This is a genomic window from Winogradskyella sp. SYSU M77433 (assembly GCF_029911945.1).
Lineage (GTDB): Bacteria > Bacteroidota > Bacteroidia > Flavobacteriales > Flavobacteriaceae > Winogradskyella.
Map to the genome: position 1 here is coordinate 37,147 of NZ_JARYTG010000003.1, position 23,694 is coordinate 60,840.

General features: G+C 32.7%; 18 protein-coding genes. 10 read left to right on the top strand and 8 right to left on the bottom strand.

Annotation, left to right across the window (positions count from 1 at the left end; all coding sequences use genetic code 11):
• Positions 1-6: 6 nt before the first annotated feature.
• Positions 7-990 carry a type IX secretion system membrane protein PorP/SprF gene (locus QGM60_RS06180; protein WP_281139366.1) on the top strand — a complete coding sequence of 328 codons (984 nt, stop codon included), beginning with the start codon at positions 7-9 and terminating at the stop codon, positions 988-990.
• 280 nt (positions 991-1,270) lie between these two features.
• Positions 1,271-6,175, top strand: a complete 4,905-nt coding sequence (locus tag QGM60_RS06185) for a PQQ-dependent sugar dehydrogenase (RefSeq protein ID WP_281139367.1) — start codon at positions 1,271-1,273, stop codon at positions 6,173-6,175.
• A gap of 68 nt (positions 6,176-6,243) precedes the next feature.
• On the opposite strand, the gene QGM60_RS06190 is transcribed toward QGM60_RS06185, so the two are convergent.
• Positions 6,244-6,624, bottom strand: coding sequence for a hypothetical protein (locus QGM60_RS06190; RefSeq protein WP_281139368.1), 381 nt, complete (start codon positions 6,622-6,624; stop codon positions 6,244-6,246).
• A gap of 11 nt (positions 6,625-6,635) precedes the next feature.
• Positions 6,636-8,756 carry an elongation factor G gene (locus tag QGM60_RS06195; protein WP_281139369.1) on the bottom strand — a complete coding sequence of 707 codons (2,121 nt, stop codon included), beginning with the start codon at positions 8,754-8,756 and terminating at the stop codon, positions 6,636-6,638.
• 136 nt (positions 8,757-8,892) lie between these two features.
• Here QGM60_RS06195 and QGM60_RS06200 point away from each other — a divergent pair, with 136 nt between their 5' ends.
• Positions 8,893-9,708, top strand: a complete 816-nt coding sequence (locus QGM60_RS06200; protein WP_281139370.1) for a DUF1853 family protein — start codon at positions 8,893-8,895, stop codon at positions 9,706-9,708.
• Positions 9,699-10,265 carry a pseudouridine synthase gene (locus tag QGM60_RS06205; protein ID WP_281139371.1) on the top strand — a complete coding sequence of 189 codons (567 nt, stop codon included), beginning with the start codon at positions 9,699-9,701 and terminating at the stop codon, positions 10,263-10,265. Before QGM60_RS06200 ends, QGM60_RS06205 begins: the two co-directional genes overlap by 10 nt.
• Here QGM60_RS06205 and QGM60_RS06210 read toward each other — a convergent pair.
• Positions 10,262-10,999 carry a hypothetical protein gene (locus tag QGM60_RS06210; protein WP_281139372.1) on the bottom strand — a complete coding sequence of 246 codons (738 nt, stop codon included), beginning with the start codon at positions 10,997-10,999 and terminating at the stop codon, positions 10,262-10,264. The genes QGM60_RS06205 and QGM60_RS06210 overlap by 4 nt on opposite strands.
• 85 nt (positions 11,000-11,084) lie before the next feature.
• Positions 11,085-12,599: a DEAD/DEAH box helicase gene (locus tag QGM60_RS06215; RefSeq protein ID WP_281139373.1), complete on the bottom strand. Its 1,515-nt coding sequence runs from the start codon at positions 12,597-12,599 to the stop codon at positions 11,085-11,087.
• 137 nt (positions 12,600-12,736) lie between these two features.
• On the opposite strand from QGM60_RS06215, the gene QGM60_RS06220 reads away from it, so the two are divergent.
• Positions 12,737-13,303: a biopolymer transporter ExbD gene (locus QGM60_RS06220; protein WP_281139374.1), complete on the top strand. Its 567-nt coding sequence runs from the start codon at positions 12,737-12,739 to the stop codon at positions 13,301-13,303.
• On the opposite strand, the gene QGM60_RS06225 is transcribed toward QGM60_RS06220, so the two are convergent.
• The 4 genes from QGM60_RS06225 to QGM60_RS06240 form a co-directional block, all read right to left on the bottom strand.
• Positions 13,296-13,706 carry a hypothetical protein gene (locus tag QGM60_RS06225; protein WP_281139375.1) on the bottom strand — a complete coding sequence of 137 codons (411 nt, stop codon included), beginning with the start codon at positions 13,704-13,706 and terminating at the stop codon, positions 13,296-13,298. The two genes, QGM60_RS06220 and QGM60_RS06225, sit on opposite strands and share 8 nt — an antisense overlap.
• A 401-nt stretch (positions 13,707-14,107) precedes the next feature.
• Positions 14,108-16,420, bottom strand: coding sequence for a T9SS type A sorting domain-containing protein (locus QGM60_RS06230; protein WP_281139376.1), 2,313 nt, complete (start codon positions 16,418-16,420; stop codon positions 14,108-14,110).
• A gap of 287 nt (positions 16,421-16,707) precedes the next feature.
• Complete coding sequence (locus QGM60_RS06235) at positions 16,708-17,190, bottom strand: Hsp20/alpha crystallin family protein (RefSeq protein ID WP_281139377.1); 483 nt, start codon at positions 17,188-17,190, stop codon at positions 16,708-16,710.
• Positions 17,191-17,346: 156 nt separating this feature from the next.
• A complete protein-coding gene (locus QGM60_RS06240) occupies positions 17,347-19,347 on the bottom strand; it encodes a dehydrogenase E1 component subunit alpha/beta (protein WP_281139378.1) in 2,001 nt (666 codons plus the stop codon).
• 149 nt (positions 19,348-19,496) lie between these two features.
• Here QGM60_RS06240 and QGM60_RS06245 point away from each other — a divergent pair, with 149 nt between their 5' ends.
• From QGM60_RS06245 to QGM60_RS06265, 5 genes are all read left to right on the top strand, one after another.
• A complete protein-coding gene (locus tag QGM60_RS06245) occupies positions 19,497-20,447 on the top strand; it encodes a 2-oxoglutarate and iron-dependent oxygenase domain-containing protein (protein WP_281139379.1) in 951 nt (316 codons plus the stop codon).
• An 83-nt stretch (positions 20,448-20,530) separates the two neighbouring features.
• On the top strand, positions 20,531-20,857 hold the full coding sequence (locus QGM60_RS06250) for a translation initiation factor (protein WP_281139380.1): 327 nt from the start codon (positions 20,531-20,533) through the stop codon (positions 20,855-20,857).
• Positions 20,858-20,860: 3 nt separating this feature from the next.
• Positions 20,861-21,802: a DUF1835 domain-containing protein gene (locus QGM60_RS06255; RefSeq protein WP_281139381.1), complete on the top strand. Its 942-nt coding sequence runs from the start codon at positions 20,861-20,863 to the stop codon at positions 21,800-21,802.
• The gene (locus tag QGM60_RS06260; RefSeq protein WP_281139382.1) at positions 21,792-22,664 is read left to right on the top strand and encodes a nucleoside phosphorylase; all 873 of its coding nucleotides are present in this window, start codon (positions 21,792-21,794) and stop codon (positions 22,662-22,664) included. Before QGM60_RS06255 ends, QGM60_RS06260 begins: the two co-directional genes overlap by 11 nt.
• Before the next feature lie 44 nt (positions 22,665-22,708).
• Positions 22,709-23,563, top strand: a complete 855-nt coding sequence (locus tag QGM60_RS06265; protein WP_281139383.1) for a substrate-binding domain-containing protein — start codon at positions 22,709-22,711, stop codon at positions 23,561-23,563.
• Positions 23,564-23,694 lie beyond the last annotated feature (131 nt).

The following is a 23,694-nucleotide window of genomic DNA, read 5'->3' on the forward strand; positions in this document are numbered from 1 at the left end:
ATTGTGATGAAAAAACTTATAATATTTGTATTGCTTTTTACCATATCGTTTAGCTATGGTCAAGAATTAAACTTACCTGTATTTACACAATATCTAGCGGACAATGATTTTGTAGTCTCCCCTACTTATGCTGGTATTGGTGATAATTTAAAAATTAGAGCCAATGGACTGACGCAATGGGTCGGTATTAAGAATGCACCAGACAACCAATCCTTATACGCCGACTTTAGGATATCGAACCGTACTGGTGTGGGTATATCTGCCTATAACGACAAGAATGGTAACACAAGACAGAAAGGTGTTAAGTTCTCTTTTGCGCACCACTTGACATTAGATTATAAATCCAAACAGTTTTTGTCTTTTGGACTATCCTACAATATCAACAGTTTTAGAATCGATATCGAGAACTTCAATACAACCTATGATATCCCAATTGTGGATCCAACAATTACTGATGACAGGTCCAACTCTAACAATAATTTTGATGCTGGGCTTTTATACCGTTGGAAGGCCTTCTTCTTGAGCTTTAATGCCAACAACCTTTTACCTAAGGATCTTGATGGCATTACAGAACTCGAGCCGAGCCGATTATTAAATTATCAGATCTACTCTGGTGTGGTCATTAAAAGTAATGCTAATAAAGATGTGGAATTTGAGCCGTCGGTATTCTACCAGATGTTCGATAGTGACAAGCGCTCTAGTACCGATATCAACTTTAAATACAGAAAGTTTAACAGAAAGGGAGACTACTACTTTTTGGGTGGATCCTACAGGTTCCTTAACGATCAGTTTTTGAAACCTTTGAATATTGGTCCTATGGCTGGGATTACTTTCAACCAGTTTTTCTTTGCCTATTCTTACCAGCTTACTATGAACGACCTATCCGGGTTTAATACGGGAACCCATATGGTAACTATTGGACTAGACTTCCTTCAAAATGCTAGTAACTGTGCCTGTACTAAAGGTACTAGTCAGAGTTATTATAGGTAGGGATTTAATGTGATAGCTTTAAATATTAGAATAATCAAGTTTTATAGCACTTTTTTTAGTATATTCTAAATAAGTGCTATAATAATTTCTTATAAGCTTGTTTAATTCATAAAATTAACATTTTGAAATCTTTAAATGTTAAAATCACCATATTTAACACACTCATTTTCTTGCAATTAACTTCATCGTTTTTAATGATACTTCATCGAATTGATTCTTAGTGGTAAACTTTAATTACTAATTTTAGGCTTGCTATTAATTTTATTTCTTAAAACAGTTCATGAGACCTATTATTTCCAAAAAACAAATTGGAGTTTTAATAACTGATATCTTCCCCAAATCAGCTAAAATTAGAATTTCTTTAATCGTCACCCTTTCGTTACTATTATTTAGTTCTATACCCTATTTTTCAGGCCCAGGATTATTAACACCTCAAACTATTGGTCCGTATGCAAACAATGCATTTCCTGTAGGTGCTGATTTTGATTTAGATGCTACTTATAGAGTTGCTTTTCCTAATTTAACTTTCTTCTACCCTATTGCTTTCAAGATGGTACCTAACCAAGAAAAAATTGTGATAGCACAACTTGATGGTGAAATTTTTTGGTTTGACAATGACGAAAGTACAACTACAAAAAATGTATTACTAGACCTATCATCAGAAGTAGGTTTGGTTTCTGATGGTGGTTTTTTAGGTTTAACTATCCATCCTGAATTTGACGCTGCTACTAACCCTAAAAATTATTTCTACGTATACTATTGTACAAAAAACTCCGATGGACAAGATTTACCTGGTTTTGGACAATATACTGGACAAGGTTGTTATTATAGTGAGACAAGTGATGTATACCAAGGAAACTTCGTTATTCTTGAGAGATTTGAAGTAGATCCTACAACTATGAGTTTTGTTACAGGTTCTAGAACGACAATCTTAAAGAATAGAATGTATGGAACCACTCATTATGGTGGTGGAATGGATTTTGGCGATGACGGGTTTCTTTATCTAACTACAGGTGAGCATGGCTCTTGGGCAAGAGCTCAAGATATATTTGGAAATCTTCGTGGTGGAGTGTTAAGACTAGATGTAGACAAAGATCCTACAAGAAGTCATCCTGCAGTACGAAAAATGCCTCAAGATGCTGGTGAGTCAGATGAAATCACAGGTGTTGAATATTGGATTCCTGATGATAATCCTTTTAGTGACAATACGGTAGGCTCTACAACAACGCTTTACGGTCAACCAAATTTAACAACTTCAGATCCAAATGATGTATATACGTCAGGTGATTTCTTTGAAGAATATTATGCTATTGGTTTAAGGAATCCTTTTAGGATGACTAAAGATAGTGGTACTGGTACATTTTACATTGGTGATGTTGGTTTGAATACTCACGAAGAAGTTGATGTATTACAAGGTGGCTCTAATTATGGTTGGCCAAATTATGAAGGTTTTATTGCTGGTCCAGGTTGTGACCCTGAACTTTTCAACAATATGGCTCATGAAGAACCTCTTTTGGCTTTTAGTCCAGAAGACGCCAACTCTATTACCGGAGGTTTTGTCTACAGAGGTTCTGCAATCCCAGAGTTATATGGTAAATATATATGTGCTGATTATGGAAGTGGTGATGAAATATTTTCAGTAGACACAACTACTGGTGAATATGTAGAAATAGCAACATTTACACCACAAGATATAATTTCCTTTGGTGAAGATAATGATGGTGAATTGTATATTTTAAATCTTGGGTTTAGTACTAATATATATAAGTTAATAGATAATGATGATAATTTTCCAGATCCACCTCAATTACTCTCACAAACAGGTATTTTTACTGACTTAAGTACTCTTGAGGTAGAAGATGGCTTTGTTCCCTATGAGTTATATGAGCCTTTTTGGTCTGATGGCGCCTTGAAAAGAAGATGGATAGCAGTACCTAACAATGATGGTGTACATAGTGGTCCTAATGAACAAATACAATACTCTGAATATGGTGATTGGGTTTTTCCATCAGGTACAGTTATTGTAAAGCATTTTGATCTTAAAATTGACGATAATGACCCTTCGGTGACAAAAAAGATTGAAACAAGAGTATCTGTAGTAGGCGACGATGGCAATATGTATTTTTTAACCTATAATTGGAACGAACAAGAAACAGATGCTGTTTTACAAACGACCAGTACAGAAGAGCCTGTAGAAATAGCTACTGTTGGTGGTGGAACAAGAATTCAAGATTGGTTTTTTCCTTCAAACTCTAACTGTATAGACTGCCACAATGAAGCTAATAAAGGATCGCTTGGGTTAAAAGCAAGATATTTAAACACAGACTACACTTACCCTGAAACTGGTCTTACAGGAAATCAATTAGTAACACTTAGTCATTTAGGGATAATTGACGAATCTATAACTGATACCGACACAGAAGATATTATTACAAATAAACCACTGAATGACACCAACGCCTCACTTGATGAAAAAGCTAGATCTTATTTAGATTTGAACTGTGCATATTGTCATAGACACGATAATAGTAATAGAGCTGAATTTGATTTAAGATATTTTAATACACTTGAAGCTACTGAACTACTTACTGCAGGTGTACTAAGTCCTCTTGGTATTGATCCAAATGAAAAAATTGTTTTTGCTGGTGATGCATCCAAATCCATTTTATACCATAGAATGAATAGTGTTGATCCCGCTATTATGATGCCGCCACTTGCTAAAAGCATAATTGATGAACCTGCGGTTGCATTAATAGAAGAATGGATAAATCAATTAGATGAAAATAGTACTATAGGACCGAACAATCCTAATCCTATAATAAATTTAGCTCTACTATCTTCAGCTGAACTCAGTGGACATATACAAAGCTCAGGTAGAGGTAACCCTTTAGCCATACTTTACGATCCATCACTACAAGATTATAAAATTACAACTAACTTCGCTGAATATGGTGAATCCTACCAATATAATTTAGGCACAGTTGATGCTGAAAATGGATTCTTTTGGAGAGTAGATTGGCCGCACCCAAAGTTTGTTAATTATATAACTTTTGGCGGATCATTTCCTAACCAACCACAACCAAATACTATGTGGCGAGTTAGTTATCTAAGGGAAGGCTCTTGGATTACAATTGAAGAAGGTCAAGGTGGCTGGATCAATAATGGTATATATGTTTGGGATGGCACAAATGATCCTCCTAAATATGCAGAAGCTTTAAGATTACAACTTTATAGTGATGGTACAAATGACCTAGTTAGCATTCATATTAGAGGACGTGGTGGTCATACTTCATATGGTGGTGATGATAGTGGTACTGAGCCAAAAGCATCATTAATGCAGTTTATGCCTTTTGATAATACAACAGAAATTACTGATATTATAGCTGGCACACAAACAAATTGTAACCCAGTAGATAATACATATACTCAAGAATTAACCATAACTTATACAGATGCTCCAGAAACAGGATCAATAATTGTAAATGGGCAATCATTCCCAATAACTACAAGTCCTCAAACAGTTGTATTAACTGGATTAGACTCTGATGGCTTAGGTGTCCAAATTGAAGCTTCTTTTAGCGATGGCTATCAAACAGATTATAAAAGTAATGGAGTTGTCTTTACGGCTCCTAATAATTGTATGGATTTAATTGTTGGTGTTGATGAAACTGTAACCTTTGAAGGTGATTATGAAGTTTCCGCAAGTGGTAGTATTGAAATCCTTGAAGGAGGTACATTAATTATTAATGGTAATTTTACCAATAATGGAGAAGTTATATTAAATTCCGTATCCGATAAGTATTCAAGTCTTATCGTTAGCGGAACCAGCACAGGAAATATAAAATATAAGAGACATGTTAATCTTTTCAATGGAGTTACAGCAAACGATTTAATATCTCCTCCTGTGGCTAACCAAGAATTTGGAGATTTCGCTAGTAATAATCCAAACATATTTGAAAACCCAAATGATATTAATCAAAAACTTTTTGGTCCATTTGATGAACCTAATGGAGCCTATGAAATTTACTCAATAATAGACAACTCACTTACTATAATAAACTCTGGTATAGGTTACAGAGCTGCTAGAGATGCATCAGAAGATGGTATAAGTGGTACAACTTTTACTTTTGAAGGTGATCTTCAGACAAACTCTGTTGTTGTTAATTTAACAGATACTAATGGGTCTTATTATGAAGGGTGGAACCTAGTAGGTAATCCTTATTCGTCTTATATTGACTTCGACACTTTTTTCTCTTTGAATAATTTAGAATTAGACGAAGGCTCATATAAAGCTATTTACGGTTATGATGGTGACTCTAACGATGGTTGGACTATCTTAAACAGTGTAACGACAGGTCAATTAATAGCGCCTGGTCAAGGTTTCTATGTAAGAAGTAAAACAGGAGGTGGTTCGGTCACTTTTACACCTGAAATGAGAGTTGGAGGTTCCTCTGATGATTTCATATTAGGAAGAAGTGCTTCAAACCAGTCGGCTCATTTTGGACATATAACACTAAATTCTAGTTCTTCTTCTAATAGTTATAATACAGATATTTATTTTAATAGTAATGCCACACTAGGTCTAGATCCTGGTTATGATGCGGCTTTGTATGGAAGTGCTACAGACTTTTCTTTGTATTCTAACTTAGTTCAGAACAATACAGGTACTCCTTTTTCAATTCAAGCCTTAGGAGATACTGATATGAACGATGTTACAATTGCTTTAGGTGTTCATGCTAATCAAGGTGAGGAAATAACAATAAGTATTTCTGAAACTGATATGCCAGATAATATCGATATCTACTTAGAAGACAATCTAACAAGTACATTTACACTATTGAACACAAATGATTATGTTTTTACACCATCAAGTCAAATCAATGGTGTTGGAAGATTCTTTATTCATTTTGAAAATTCAGCATTAAGCACATTAGATTCTAGCTTGAATAGTTTATTGATTTTCACAGATAACAAAAGTAAATCAATTGTTATTGATGGATTATTGCAAGAGTCCACTAATGCTATTTTGTATGATATTCATGGTAGAAAAATTTTGAGTCAACAATTAAATAATTCTGACTCTCGACAAACTATCAATGCTAGTCATCTTAGTTCTGGTATTTATATTATAGAATTAAATAATAAAGCTGATAAAAAGCGAATACAAAAATTAGTTATTCAATAATAAATAAAAAAAAACAGCCACAGAATATGTGGCTGTTTTTTTTAATCTCAATTTTGTGTCTACTTACTTCATAACACTTCTAAAAAGAAGTCCATAAGCTCTTCTTTAAGATCATAATGCATTCTAATGTAATCGCGCATATCGTCGCGTAAGGTATGTTGTTCATTTGCTAAACGGCCATCAATACTTTCATTAAAATCTACATTATTAATATTAGCCAATTTATTTCTACAACGATGCATTAATTTTGAAATCGCATCTTTTTCAATCATGATACGATTTTGAAAAACCTCTAGTTTTTTCAATTCAATAGGATCTTCAATTCGAGATACTATTTCTTCTAACTTTTCTTGGAAGGTATCCATTTCATTAAAATGAAATCTTAACTCACGTTTCCAAGTATCGATATTAAACTTTAAATCGCTTAAATACATTACTTTACTTTGCATAACTTATATATTTAGGTTGTTATTAATTCTTGTTGTTCTACTAGCTGTTTTTGAACATGTCCTGGCACTGGACTATAACCTTCAAAACTTGTTTTATAGCTCGCTCTGCCTTGAGTGATAGAACGTAGTTGACTTGAAAAATCTGTTAATTCCGCAGATGGAATCGTACATTCAATTGTTTGATAATTAGAGTCCGAATCTATACCCTTTATAACCGCTCTTCTACTCTGTAGCTCTGTCATTACATTACCTATCATTTGTTCAGGTAAGCGCAAAATCATTTTTTCAACCGGTTCTAAAAGTTTTGGATTTGCATTAAGGAAGGCTTCTTTAAACGCATGTGAACCAGCAATTTTAAATGAAATATCATTAGAATCTACTTCATGCATTTTACCATCATAAACCATAACTCTTATATCTCTGACGTAAGAATCAGTTAATGGACCTTGCTCCATAACTTCTAATATACCTTTCATTATTGAAGGTAAATAGCGTTGGTCTATCACACCACCAACAATACAGTTATAAAACACCAGCTTACCATCCCAAGGCAAATCAGCTTCTTCTTTTCCTCTTATAGAAAAGCCTTCTGGCTCTGGCATACCTTCAAAATACGGTTCTATTTTAAGATGTACCTGACCAAATTGACCAGATCCACCACTCTGTTTTTTATGTCTATAATTAGCTGTAGCACTTCGCTGAATGGTTTCACGATAAGAAATCTTAGGAGACTCAAATTTTGCATTAACCTCATAAACATTTTCTAAAAGCCATTTTAAAATCGCTAAATGCAACTCGCCTTGCGTACCTACTAAGGTTTGATGTGTCTCATGGTTATAAGTTAAATCTACCGTTAAATCTTGACTATGGATACGTTTTAATGCTTCACTAAGCTTTTCTTCTTCATTCTTTGATTCAGCAAAAACAGCTTTAACTAGTCTAGGTTGTGGAAATTTAATAGGTTTTATAGTTCCAGATTCTGGACTACTTGCAAGTGTATCATTGGTTTCTGTATACTTTAGCTTTGTGGTTGCACCAATATCTCCTGTAGATAATTTTTGAACTGTATGTTTTTCTTTTCCATCCATAATGAAGAGTTGATTCAGTGTTTCTGATTCTCCAGTTCTAGTATTGAAAAGTTTATCACTAACATTAACTTCACCTGACTTTACTTTAAAAAAGGTGATTTGCCCAAGGTTAGGCTGATAGATGGTTTTAAAGACAAAGAGTGATGCATCAGCATCCATTTCTGGTTTTACCAAATCACCCTCAATAGTTTGTTCTGGTTTTAAATCAGCTGCTGCTGGCGCTACATTATCAATAAAGCCCATCAAACGACCTGTTCCCATATCATTTAAAGCAGAAATGCAGAATACAGGAAAGAAATCATGATTCAACATACCCAATTTAATACCTTGTCGTAACTCATCTTCATTTAAAGTACCTTTTTCAAAATATAATTCCATGAGCTCTTCATCATTTTCGGCAGCTTTTTCTACTAATTCATTATGCAATTGATTAGCATAATCTAATTGATCTTGAGGTATTGGTAATTTTTCAGGTTTTCCTCCTTCAGGACCAAACTTGTAGCATTTCATCTTTAGAACATCAATAATACATTGCGCACCATCCATCTGTAGAGGATATTGAATTAAAACCGCATTATTGCCAACCAACGCTTTAAGACTGTTTGCGCTCATTTCAAAATTAGCTTTTTCACTATCTATTTTATTGATAACAAAAAGTGTTGGTTTGTTATAGCGATCTACATAATTCCAAATAATTTCAGTACCAACATCTACTCCATGTTTGGCATTAATTACGGTTACAATAGTATCTGCTACTCTGATGGAAGAAATAATTTCCCCAATAAAATCGTCTAAACCAGGTGTATCAATAATATTGATTTTATAATTTCTCCATTCGGTATGCAAAGGTGTAGAAAAAACAGAAGCACCACGTTGGTGCTCAATATCATGATAATCCGAAATTGTATTTTGTTGCTCTACTGTGCCTCGTCTGTTTATTAAACCAGCTTCATAGAGCATGGTCTCAGACAGTGTGGTTTTGCCAGTGTGGTGAGCACCGACAAAAGCCACATTTTTAATGTGTTTACTGTCAAATACTTTCATAATATTTATTTTTTGTGAAGATTAAATTGTTTAAAAATCGTTTCCTTAAAGGTAACTACCACAAAAAAGAAAAAATATGACTTAAGTTAGGTTTTGAGTATTTTTGAACTATAATTCACCTTTTTCAAAATAAAAATTGAAAAAAACGTCATTTTTCAACTCTCTTTTCAAAGATTTTCAGCAAACAGATTTGCTATGGAAAAAGGACGATGTATTACAACTAAAACAGTTTTGCATTAACAATATTGATTCTGAATTTCAAGTAAATAATCCTCATAAAAAGTTACGTTTGGGTAAATGGGTTGAGCAATTTGTTAGTTTTCAGTTGAAGCAAACTTCAAGTATAAAAATACTCAGTGAAAATTTACAGATACAAGATGATAAACAAACTATTGGTGAATTAGATCTTCTTATTGAAGAAGAAAAACAGCCAATTCATTTAGAGATTATCTATAAGTTTTATCTTTATGACAATAGTAAAACTTATAATAATCTATTAGAATACTGGATTGGACCAAACCGCAATGATACTTTAGTTTACAAACTAAAAAAGCTGAAAGAAAAGCAATTGCCTCTACTCTATCATAACAAAACAAAAAAAGCTTTAGAAAGCTTAAATCTTAGAGCTGAAGATTTTAAACAACACGTAAATTTTAAAGCACAACTGTTTTTACCTTATGATAATCAAAATGTTGATATTGATTCGTTGAATACTGATTGCATTCAAGGATGGTATTTAAATTTTGAAAAAATAGGTATGCTAAAAAATTATCTGTTTTATATTCCTGAAAAATTAGAATGGATTAATTCGCCTCATAATACAGTTGATTGGCTAGCTTTCGAAAATGTTATTATTGAAATTGAAGAGTCAATAGCACAAAAGCGATCACCTTTATGTTGGATAAAAGATAATACTAACGGATTTCAGAAATGCTTTATAACATGGTGGTAGAAAAACATAAGTATTATAAAATCTACAAGCCCTATGGTTATTTAAGTCAGTTTGTAAATCATCAAAACAAACGTAGGTCTAAAAAATTATTGGGAGAATTATATGATTTTCCTGAAAATATAATGGCAGTTGGCAGATTAGACGAAAAATCCGAAGGCTTACTTTTACTAACAACGGACGGTAAGTTTAGTCATCATATTACCAGTTCTGGTATTGAGAAGGAATATCATGTTATGGTTGATGGACTGATAACCGAAGAACATATTGAACAGTTGCAAAGCGGAATTAAAATTTCCATCAACGGACAACCTTACAATACAAAACCTTGTAAAGCTAAAATCCTAAAAGATACATCTCACATTTTTAATCGCTTTGTTAGAGATGAAAAACACGGCCCTACATCTTGGATATCTATAACGTTGACTGAGGGAAAATTTAGACAAGTTCGTAAAATGACAGCAAAAATTGGATTGCCTACATTGAGACTTGTAAGAGTAAGAATAGGTAATTATGAATTAGACGCTATGAAGCCTAGTGAAGTGATTGAAATTACTTAGTTAGAAGCTGTTTTTGCTTTCTCATCTTCCTCAGAAGTCTTTTCTTTTATTGTCATTTTTTGATTATCAAAAACTATAACAGCCTTAACACCTGTAAGTAAGTTCCATTCTTTAGAAGAAATAACATTACCTTGGTCATCATACACTACAAACTCAGCTGTATTTGGTCCAGATTCTCCTTGGTTTAAAGCTATTATCTCCACAGTATTTTTACCTTCTGCTAAGTTGACTTCTACTCTTCTATAATTACTTGTTAATAGCAAACTGTGTTTTACGATGTAATCATTCACTTTGATTTGAACTCTGTCGCCATCAGGAAACTCATGGTCTCTACAAACAATATTTACAAATTTAGTATCAACTTTATGTTCCCCAAGAAATTGATCGGACATGACTTGAATTATACCTCCTTTTGCAGCTTCCTTCTTCCAACGTTTTTCATAGATTTCGCTTGGACTTTTTAAGCCATCGTCATCTATCATAGAAAATGGCTTTTCTGTTTCTCTAATGACAAACTTCTTTTCTTCTGGTTTGGTATCTGATTTAGCTTTATCCTCTTCTTCCTTTTTAAGAATAGGTTCAACTTTAATTTTCACCTGAACGGAATCTTTTTCTTTTTTAGAAGGTTCTGCTGGAATTGGGATAGATTTATTCTGCTTATCTTTTACTTGAGCAAAAACCATCGTTCCGCTTAATAAGCAGAATAACACAAATATGATTTTTAGGGTTTTCACTATAATTTAATTTTTCTAATAAGGAACAAAAACTATACCTATTTCAAAATAAACGTATAAAAATATAAATCCTTACAAAAAAAAGTTAAAACTTACCATTGAAACTTATTCTTAACTTTCTGTTGTATTCTTCAAAAAGCCAGTCTTTGTAATTATCTGTACTATTCATAATACAATAACAGTACTGTTTAATTCTATAAGCAATTTCGTCTTGAAGATCTTTTACCAAATCTCTAGCATCAAAAACATCTTCACTATTTTCAATACAAATTTTGGAGTGTTGTTCTATAGAACGCTCTATGACTGTAAATGATTTTTTACCAGAATTTAAGACATCCTTATACTCTGCCTTAACATCAAAATCGAGATTGTCTGAGTTTTTGAATTTTTTCTTGATGTCATCAGGCATTGTGTACACAAAATCTCGTTCAATAGACTCATCATCAACAATATTCTCAAGATAGAAGTCTGGATATTTAAAAATGTGTTGCCAATCTACAGGTTGATTCCAAGGTCCAAATCGTGCGATATTATTTCCTAAATCAATAACTTGAAACGTATTTCTATCTTGATAGATACGACTACCACGACCAATCATCTGAAAATACAAAGTTAAAGAACGTGTTGCTCTATTGAGAATAATAGTTTCAACTGAAGGTTCATCAAAACCAGTGGTTAGAATACTTACGGAACTTAAAACTGCGTCTGGTGTGTTTTTAAACCATTTTAAAATCTCTTTTCGTTCTTGTTTACCAGCCGTATTATCTAAATGCCTAACATTATAGCCCGCTTTTTTGAAGGTGTAATACACCTCTTTTGAAGTGTAAATACCGTTATTAAAAATCAATGTCTTTTTACCTTTGGCCAATTCTTCATAAGCGTCTAAAAGCTTAGATTGCATAAGGCTGTTGGTGTATAAGGCTTCAGAAGATTTTACGGTATAATCACCATTAATTCCAATTTTAAGACTTGTTAAACCAACATCATAATGATAGAACTCAGCATCAGCTAAAAAGCCATTTTTAATGAGTGTAGATATATCATCTCCAACAATGAGTTTATCGTAATTGTCTTTCATTGGCAACTTTATATTGCTGCTCAACGGAGTTGCGGTAACACCAAGAATAAAACACGCTTTAAAAAACTTGAATAGTTTTCTAAATGAATTATAGTGAGCTTCATCAATAATAACAAGACCAATGTTTTTTAATTCAAAATCCTTATCAGAAAGCCTATTGTTTAGTGTTTCTACCATTGCCACAAAACACTGATAGTCATCTTGATCTGGTAAAGTTTTTACTTTACTGTTAATGACTTTATTTTTAACATTAAAGCCAGATAACACATTAGACGTTTGTTTACAAAGCTCTATGCGATGCGTGAGTATAACGACCTTTTTGTTGTGTTTTTCAATATAACGTCTTACAATTTCAGAGAAAATGACTGTTTTCCCTCCACCTGTAGGTAATTGGTACAGAAGGTTAAAATCATCGGACTCTTCATACATAACATCAAAAATGCGGTTAAGATCTTTAACTTGGTAATCGTAAAGACGCTTTTCCGTTGTAGAATCTTGTTGCATTTTAGTTTGGGTTGACATGTAGCTCTTTTCCTATTGAATTAATTTTGCAAAAATAACATATTATAAAGGTTTTTAGGATGAATTGTTAACAACATTTAACAAGATTGGTACTGTTATTGTGTTTCATAAAATATTAACATTTAAATAATTATATTATGAAATCATTTAGACGACATTCTGCAACGGTCAATGCAGGATCTATGGCAGACATTGCCTTTTTGTTACTAATTTTCTTTTTGGTAACCACAACTATTTCTGCCGATAAAGGCATTTTAAGACAACTACCTCGAATTTGTGAAACTGGGTATTGTACTAAAGATATTCCAGAACGGAATTTGTTAAGAATAGCCCTTAACGATAAACAGGAAATTATGGTTAATGAGGAAATTGTAAACCTTGAAGCTATTGAAGGCTTAGTAGAATCGTTTGTGGACAATAATGGCTCGGACAAGTGTAATTATTGTTCTGGTGAAAAACTATCAAATTCCTCCGACCATCCTAAAGATGCTGTAATTTCATTGAGTCACGATGCTTTAACTAAATATGAAGCTTTTATTGCCGTACAAGACGAAATAACCAAAGCTTATTATAACTTAAGAACTAAATATGCCAAATTGAAGTTCAATAAGAGTCCTGAAGAATTATCAGGTGAAGAGTTAGAACATATAAAAGAAGCATATCCATTTATAGTTTCTGAGGTTGCTGTAAAACGAACTAATTAGATAAGGTATCTTTCGGTTTTAAGCAATACTGAATGTTCACTTTCTTTTTGCCCCAATTTCTTGCTTTTTTTACGTCGGTTCCCATGTATATATCGATACGTTTTCGGTAACGTCTATTCATTTTATCTTTTACGATGTACAGACTATCAAAACCTTCAATTTTAACTTCGGTATTATGCACAAGACCAGAATCTATTAAATCTCTGGAAACTGCGATATATCTCAAACCTGGTTTTAAACTATCACCAAAGGCCGTAATATGAGGATTTGAGCTAGTCTGATAAACTAAAGAGTTGTAAGCCGTTGCTGTAACCTCTAAATCTTTGTTATAGCAAGGCTTTTCTACTTGTTTATCACAACTAATAAGTAGTATTAATAATAGTATGACTTTTATAATCTTCATAAATATAAATATACTGATTAAAGTTAAAATCTGTTAAATCAATAGTTTAGAAACTAGAATCTGTAACATTTTTATAAATCCATCGTCTATTAAGTGTAAATCAATTAAAAAACAAAAATCATGAGAACATTAAACAGTAACCATTTATCAGGTACAACAACAGACACAAAAAGCTACACTTGGAATAGTAAAAGACGCTACAGATAGTTGTAGTAAAACATCAATCAAAAAATCAAACAATCATGAAAACTTTATCTAAAATTGTCAATACATCTAATAGTCTAGATGATGACCTAGAAAACATTAAAATGTGAGATACAATCAGCTAAACACACAGAAAATTAAAAAGTCAGTTCCAAAAAGATGAAACTGACTTTTTTTATATTCTTAAGATTGCAATCTTAGTTCTTCATTATCTTCTTAGTAAATGAGCTATTTAAAGTGGATAGTTTCACAAAATAAACACCAGACTGGTAATTAGTCATATTTATATTATTAGTGTTATTTGGCACTAAATTTCCTTTAGTGATGGTTTGCCCTAACATATTGAATACTTCATAATCTATATTATCATTCAATTGTTTCACTGTTATACTTAAGTCATCATTAACAGGATTAGGATAGAAAGAAATATAATTTTCTAAACCATATTCATCAACGCTAAGAGGGTCTAGTACATTAAAAGTAATGGACTCAGAAGAACCAAAATCACCACCAGAAATAATCACTGTGCCATTTTCATCTTCTAAACTATAACTTCCTATTCCATAATCACAACACATACCGTCATCATAATCATCATATATTGTAAATGTATAACATTCTGAAAAGGTAGGAATTGTAATGTTTTCAACATAAGATGTCTCATCAGCATAACTAAAAGTCGGACCACTCGCTACCACAGTACCAGAACTATTTACAAATTCCCATGAGGTTTCATCTCCAAATTCATCTGTCAATAAATTTAAAACTAATGAGGTTGTTGAAAAAGATGGCGATATTTGAAAATTAAAAACAAAATTATCGTTAGATGTATTTTCGTCTATGGTTGAATTAGGATTGGTAACATTTATAGTAAATGAATGAGAGCCTACAGTTAATCCACTATAAGTTGGTGTAGCAACAACAACAGAACCATCACTAGCCAAATTACCAGTCCAATTTATGGTTGTTGGTGCTTCCGTATCCAAATAATAAGAGACCACTGCCGAAGTTAAATTAAGGTTTCCTAAGTTGGTTAACGTAACCTGAGGTGAAAAATCCTCACCACAAATTTCTGAACTATTGCCTGAACCTGCGGTTACCCGAGCATCAATATCATAAGTTTCTAATGCTGGGTATATACCCAATTCTATTACTCCAGAATCCGAAGGGTCTAACCACTCTTTTAATCTTGAAGAAGTAGAACTTCCAAAATCCCAAGCAACACCAAAACGACCATAAATATCAAAACCACCATTGTCATTAGTTCCTGCACAAGCAGCACTACCACCTGAAAGCATACCAATTAAATGTCCATTCTCATTGAACAAACCTGAACCTGATGAACCGCCTTCTGTAACTCCTAAATCCCAATCGGCTATTCTCCACATTTTAGCAGCACCATTGCCATTAAAACCAGTAGTTATACGTGTAGCTCCATCATCATCTCTACATGTTTTTTGTATATCACCACTCGGATGATGAACACCAAAATTTACTGAAGGCAACTGTGTTGTTGATCTGTTCCAACCTGCCCACACAACATCTGGATTGTTGTTAAAAAATGTTGGGTCAGTTATTTCAACCAACTCCATATCTGATTCATCACTTGCAGCTCTGAGAATTGCACCACTTACTGTTTGATTAAATGACCCATTTGTACTATTAGCAGTAGTACCACACGAAGGATTAGGACTTCTCCAATTAAATCTGAATGCCCAAGATCCTTCTCCTCCTCCACAGTGATTAGCTGTTAAGAAATAAGGTGTTCCATCATTATTTGTATTATTAACTAAAGTACCAGAACAAAATGAAAAACCTCCGGTTAAAAGCATTCCAGCAGCCTTTTTAACCTCCTCTTTTCTTGTATTAATTTCAAAAGGATCTGAAGTTGGAGTAATATCACAATCTACATCATGATTACAATCACCTGAATCACCTAAATTTTTCTGATACGTTTCAGCAGTACGATAGCCATGAACAACAGAACCTATAGTTAATTTTGCCATTCCAACCGTATTAGCTGGTTCATAATATTCAATCCAAGCTTTGTTTCCTTCAACTAACCAAGTTCCTAAAACTTCTTCAGCATTATTGTTATGATGGGTAAAAGGACGTAGTAAATCTGTTTTCTCATCATTGTATACGTAAAGTTTAGCTCCTTCAGGAATTTTAAAAATATCAAACATAAAATTTAATGTTAAAGCTCCTTCCGATGTATAGGCCATTCTCCAAATTCGGTCACCGTTGTCTAAAGTTGTCCATTTTCCTACTTCGTTAAAGTCGTGATCTACATAAATGTCATGACCAAATCTCCAAGGTTTAGACTTGTCTTGGTCATTAATTTTATCTTCTTCTTGTAATTTTTTAAGATTAAAAGACGCTAATTTATGAGCCTTCACATTTGGTAACCCTTCTAAGTTCCAACTTGGAGGCTTTACTTCATCGGGTATAACTTGGGCAAAACCAAAAACACAAGTAAATAAAAAAGTAAATAGTAATTTAAATTTCATAATTGGGATTTTTAATAGAGTGCAAAAGTAAGCATTTATAGAATATTTAAGAATATTTTAACTAAAACCAGATAGTATCTTTAACTAAAAAGCTAATACACTAAATTTTAAATAATTGAACACCTTAAAATCTATGAGCTACAAAACAAGTGAGTTAATTGATTTTTTCAAAATTGGATATACTAATTAAGTTATTATATCTACCAATCTAAATAATACACATATTAAGTATAAGCATAAAAAAAAGGTCAGCAATTGCTGACCTTTCAATCTTTAAAACATATTAATTATGAAACTTCAATTTGTTTTAAAGGTTTTTTCTTAGCCTCATCACGTTTAGGTAAAACTACATTTAGTAAACCGTCTTCGTACTTAGCTTCAATTTTATCTGTTTCTACAGTTTTAGGTAATGAAAATGTTCGTTTGAATGAAGAATAGCCAAATTCACGTCTTGTATAATTTTCTTTAGTCTCTTCTTCTTCGATATTGGATTCTGCTGATATTGATAAAACATCATTTTCAACATTGATATTGAAATCAGATTTTTTCATTCCAGGTATGGCCATTTCTACCACATATTCATTGTCATTATCTAAAACATTCACTGCTGGTAACGTAATACCAGTATTGAAGTTAGATAAAAATTCATTTCCAAAGTTTTCGTTAATTATATCATCCATCCATGATGATATGCTTGGTAATGTTCTAAAACCTAATTTAGAATTTCTATCACTACCATTTCTCTTAACAGTTGGGATTAAATTGCTCATTAGTTTTATATTTTAAATTAAACATCAATTTTCCCAGTACTATTCAAAAAAAATGCCATCACAAAAATTGGCAGAATCAAAGATAAAACACATGTCAAAATTTCATCATAACAAGCTATTATAATGACAATTAGACACGTTTTGTGATTTTAAAAATTAGTAAGAAAGTAGTTCTTTCAGTGCAGATTCAAACTTACCTTTGGCTAAATACTGATTTTCAAGCTGATTTATAAATGGAATAGGTGTATCCATACTTGCAACACGCTTAACAGGTGCGTCTAGATATTGAAAACATTCCTCCATAAGCATAGCTGATATATCACTTGCAATTCCACCAAACATAGAATCCTCTTGAAGAATAATAGCTCTACCTGTTTTCTTTACCGAATTGAAAATGGTTTCTTTATCTAAAGGATTTAGAGTTCTTAAATCAATTAAATCTGCTGAAACTGACAGATTGTTTCCTAAAGTTTCTAAAGCCCAATGTACACCAGATCCATAGGTAATAATAGAAACTTGATTTCCTTCTTTTAATAATGATGCTTTTCCAAACGGAAGCGTATAATAATCCGTAGGAACTTCTTGTTTTATACTTCTATAGAGCGCCTTGTGCTCAAAAAATAGCACTGGATTAGGATCATTAATAGCTGTTGCTAATAGTCCCTTTGCGTCATATGGAAAAGCTGGATAAACGACTTTAAGACCAGGTGTTTTTGTAAACCAAGCTTCATTGGTCTGAGAGTGAAATGGACCTGCAGCAACACCTGCACCACAAGGCATCCGTACCACAACATCAGCCTGCTGTTGCCATCTGTAATGAGATTTTGCCAAATAATTTACGATAGGATTAAAACCAGAAGTCACAAAATCAGCAAATTGCATTTCTACAACTGCTTTCATTCCTGAAATAGACAATCCCATTCCAACTTCAACAATAGCGGATTCGCATATTGGTGTATTGCGTACACGTTCTTTACCAAAGCGATTAACAAAACCTTCTGTGACTTTAAAAACACCACCATATTCAGCAATATCCTGTCCCATTATCACTAAGTCTTTATGCTTTTCCATAGATTGTTTTAAACCTTCAGAAACAGCATCTACCAATCTTATTTCATTTGTAGTACTATTTGGCTTATAATCCTTATAATCAAATGGTTTATAAACGTCACTTAACTCAATAGTTTCATTAGGAATTATATCTGATTCTGCAAATGCAGACTCCAAAGCTGTATCAATTTCAGCCTTTATATCAGAAATATATTGCTCATCAATTTCAGTATTAAGCACTTTTTTACTGAATAAATAACTACGGTAATTCTCAATAGGATCTTTAGCTTCCCATTCTTGCATTAAGTCCTCAGGAACATATTTTGTACCACTCGCCTCTTCATGTCCTCGTCTTCTAAAAGTTTCGAATTCTATCAAAATTGGTCTAGGACGTTTTCTAATACTTTCAACTAGTTTTTTAACCTTAGTGTAAGTTTCTATGATGTTATTTCCATCCAATACAAAAGATTCTATACCATAACCTCTACCTCTATCGGCCAAATGCCTACAGTTGTATTGCTCATTAGTTGGAGTGGAAAGACCATAACCATTATTTTCTATACAAAAGAGCACAGGTAATTGCCATACTGAAGCAACATTTAACGCTTCATGAAAATCTCCTTCACTTGTACCTCCTTCTCCTGTAAAAACAGCTGTAACCTGACCATTGTTTTTTAAAATATTAGCTAGTGCGATACCATCAGCAACTCCTAATTGAGGTCCTAAATGCGATATCATACCAACAATGTTATATTCTTGAGTCCCGAAATGGAAAGACCGATCACGTCCTTTCGTAAAGCCACTAGCCTTGCCTTGCCACTGACAAAACAATCTATGTAAAGGAATTTCTCTTGTTGTAAAAACTCCAAGATTTCTATGCATTGGCAGAATATATTCGCTAGGTTTTAGAGCCATTGTAACACCTACAGAAATGGCTTCTTGCCCAATACCAGAGAACCATTTAGAAATTTTACCTTGACGTAAAAGAATGAGCATTTTTTCTTCAATAAGTCTCGGTTTCAACATATTGTAATAAAGCTTTAATAAGCTCTTATCTGTCAAATTTCTCTTATCGTAATCTATATTGCTTTTTGTAATTGTAGGCATAGAATATTCTTTCTGTAAAGTTTCAAATGTAAATAAAATTGCTTCAATAATGTAGAACAGACTCTAAATTGTATATAAATCCGACCTAATATTTTTAGCGCTATTTTAATTACCTTTGTATATTGTCTAAAAAAACAAAAACAAATCCAATGGATAGAATACCTAGTGTAGATTTAAAGGATTTCATCTCTGACGATCCTAAAAGAAAGCAAAAATTTATAGATGAAATAGGAAAAGCTTATGAAGATATAGGTTTTGTAGCTTTAAAAGGTCATTTTTTGAATGATGAACTAGTAGATAGACTTTATGGAGAGGTGAAAAACTTTTTTAACCTACCGTTAGAAACCAAAGAAAATTATGAAATCCCTGGAATTGGTGGTCAACGTGGTTATGTGTCTTTTGGAAAAGAAAGTGCTAAAGGTAAAAAAGAGGGAGATTTAAAGGAGTTTTGGCACTTTGGGCAATATGTAGAAGATGATGAAGAGCGTAGAAAAGAATATCCTGAAAATGTTGAAGTAAAAGAATTACCAGAATTCAATAAAGTAGGTAAAGAAACCTATCAAATGCTTGAAAAAACAGCAAAATATGTTTTACGAGCTTTAGCTTTATATTTAGGTTTAGAAGAAACTTATTTTGATAATTACATTCATAATGGTAACTCAATTTTAAGACCAATCCACTATCCTCCAATTACCCAAGAACCTAAAAATGCTGTTAGAGCTGCAGCGCATGGTGATATTAATTTAATAACACTTTTAATGGGTGCTCAAGGACGTGGCTTACAAGTGCAACGCCATGATGGTGAATGGGTAGACGCTATTGCTGAACCAGACGAATTAATGATAAATGTTGGAGATATGCTATCTAGACACACCAACAATAAATTAAAATCTACAATCCATAGAGTTATTAATCCACCTCGTGAACTTTGGGGTACTTCTCGTTACTCTATACCTTTCTTTATGCATCCTATCAGCGAAATGAAGCTAGATGTTTTAGAAAGCTGTGTAGATGAGGACAATCCTAAACTTTATAGCGATATTACTGCTGGTGAATTTTTAACTGAGCGTTTAATTGAACTTGGACTTATAAAAAAATAGTTAGCCGTTCATAGTCCTCAGTAAGCAGTGCATTAAGAGAAAGTGCTAAATACTGAAGACTGAAAACTAATAATTGAACACAAATGGATTTACAGGACCAATTAAAAAACCTATTCCCAGATCATGTTCCTGAACCTTCTGAAGAAAAGGAAGAACAAAGTGATATATGGTTGCAAGACGACCCAATTATTTGCAAATACGAAAAGCGCAAAGGCAAACCAATTACCATTTTAGAAGGCTATAATGGAGCCGCAGAAGATTTCAAAAAATTAGCCAAGGATTTAAAAACTCAACTTAGTGTTGGTGGAAGTTTTAAAGATGATAAAATCATCATTCAAGGGGATTATAGAGATAAAATCATGGCTATTTTAAAAGAAAAAGGGTTTAACGTAAAACGTGTTGGTGGTTAATATATGAGTGAAAATTGTTTGCATATTACAAATGGTAGTGCTTTAACAGATTACCTAAGAGAATTAGACTTTAAAGAGGATATTTTAACATGGCAAGAAATGCTATGTGAAGGTCCTACAATTCCAGCTATAAATTCAGATGAATTCTTCAATATTAGAACCAAATTCTTGAAGAAATATTATGATATTGAAGTCGATAGATCAGCTCTTATAAGAGAATTATCAAAGTTGGATAAAGTCGAAAAATACGATGAAATCAACCTATGGTTTGAATATGACTTGTTCTGTCACATCAATCTTCTAGGCGTTATCAATTTAATTCATCAAAAAGAAATAAAAAAACCTCTATATCTTATTTGTAGCGGACGCGTTGAAGGTGAAAAAAGCTTAAAAGGTTTACCAGAATTAAGTCCTGCACAATTAAAAAGTCACTACAAGAATAAAATACGGTTGACAAAAGACGATATTGATTTAGCCATTGCTTTATGGAGAACTTATTGTGGCAAAGATCACAACATTTTAAAACCTTACATCGTCAAAGAATCTAGTTTTAAGTACATGAGTAACTGCCTAAAGGCACATTTGCAGCGTTTTCCATATCAAAACAATGGTTTAGGAATCATAGAACAAAATATTCTTAAAATCATAAAAGAAAATGATATAAAATCTGTTCATCATTTATTAGGATATGCTTTAAACTATCAAGGCTATTATGGTTTCGGCGATACACAATTTCATCGCATTATAGAAAAGCTATCCATATTTTATGATATAACACAAAATGGATTGATGTTAAATAGAAAAGGACATGAAGCTCTTTTTAATAGACACAATTATGCTTCTGAGATTAATAATGATATGTATTACGGTGGAGTAAATCGTTTGGAATATCAATTCAGTATAGAGCAAAATAAACTTGTAAAAACTATCGTAAATGCCAATTAAAGATTCAGAATTAATATTAAATCCTAATGGAAGTGTTTATCATCTCAATTTGAAGCCTCAAGATATTTCAGACACTATAATTTTTGTTGGAGATCAGGATAGAGTTGAAAAGATTACAAAACATTTTGATAGTATTGAATTCAGTACACAAAAAAGAGAATTCAAAACACAAACAGGATATTATAAAGACCGAAGAATTACTGTAATTTCAACAGGTATAGGACCTGATAATATTGATATTGTTCTCAACGAATTAGATGCTTTAGTTAATATAGATCTTAAAACCAGAAAACCAAAAACTGAACTCACAAGTTTAAATATCATTAGAATAGGAACTTCTGGTTCTTTGCAGCAAGATATTCCAGTTGATGCATTTTTACTAAGCACACATGGACTTGATGTTAACGGTATGCTTCACTTTTATCAAATAGAAGGTATTAGTAATCCCGAAATTGAAGATGCTTTTATAACGCATACTAATTGGGACAAAAATAAAGCACGTCCTATTATCATAAATAATAGTAAGTATCTTGAAAAATATTTTGAAAGTGATAAAATATTCAAAGGTATGACAGGTACAGCTGGTGGTTTCTATGGACCTCAAGGACGCGTCTTAAGATTACCACTTCATGATCCTGATTTAAATTCTAAATTAGACAATTTTAATTACAAAGACTTTAGAATCACCAATTTTGAAATGGAAACCTCTGTAATATATGGACTTTCAAAATTACTAGGGCACGAAGCATTATCTCTGAATGCTATAATTGCTAATAGAGCTACTGGCGATTTTAGCAAAGACCCAAAGAAAACAGTAGAAAAATTAATTGTATATGCGCTAGAACGCATAGTAAACATATAGTGTTATTCCACTTTCACGGAAAGCACTAAAAGAAATTCAGCACAATGAAAAAAGTAAATATTGGTGGTGTACCAGAGCACTTTAATTTAGCATGGTACTTAACACTAAAGAATGGTGAATATAAAGCAGAAGACATTAACCTACGCTGGCATGATTATTATGGAGGAACAGGCGAAATGTGTAAAGGTTTGCGTAATGGAGATATTGATATAGCAGTAATTTTAACCGAAGGAATTATAGCAGATATAATAGATGGCAACCCATCAAAAATCGTTCAAACTTTTGTTGAGAGTCCTTTAATTTGGGGGATTCATGTTGCTAATAATTCAAAATTCAATACTATTGATGATATTAAAGGCACTAGAGCTGCCATAAGCAGATATGGTTCCGGCTCTCACCTTATGGCTTACGTCAATGCAAAAAATAACGATTGGGATTTAGAAAAGGATTTAAAATTTGAAGTCATCAAAAATCTCGATGGAGCTGTTAAAGGGTTAACAGAAGAAGACGCTGACTACTTCATGTGGGAGAAATTTACCACTAAACCTTTGGTAGACGATGGTACATTTAGAAGAATTGGTAACTGCCCTTCTCCTTGGCCTTGTTTTGTTATTGCTGTTAGACAAGAATTTATAGATAATAGTGAAGATGACCTTAAAGTTATTTTAGACATTATCAATAATACCACAGCAGATTTTAAATCTATTCCTAGCATTGACAAAACCATTGCTAACCGTTACGAGCAAGAAATAGAAGACGTTAAAGAGTGGTTGTCGTTAACCGAATGGTCACAAACCGTAATAGATAAGAAAACGATAAAAAACATCCAAAATCAACTTTTTGATTTAAATATTATTCCAGAAAAGATTGGTTATTCGGATTTGGTTCATGAAATTTAGAATTGCTCTAAAAACTTAGAGTAACAATAGTGTTATTAGTGTTTCCTAAAGGTTTTACAAATTATATAACTGTTAAAATTGGGTGGTTTTCAGCTATAACTTTCAGGATGTCAATTTTTTATTTAAATTTG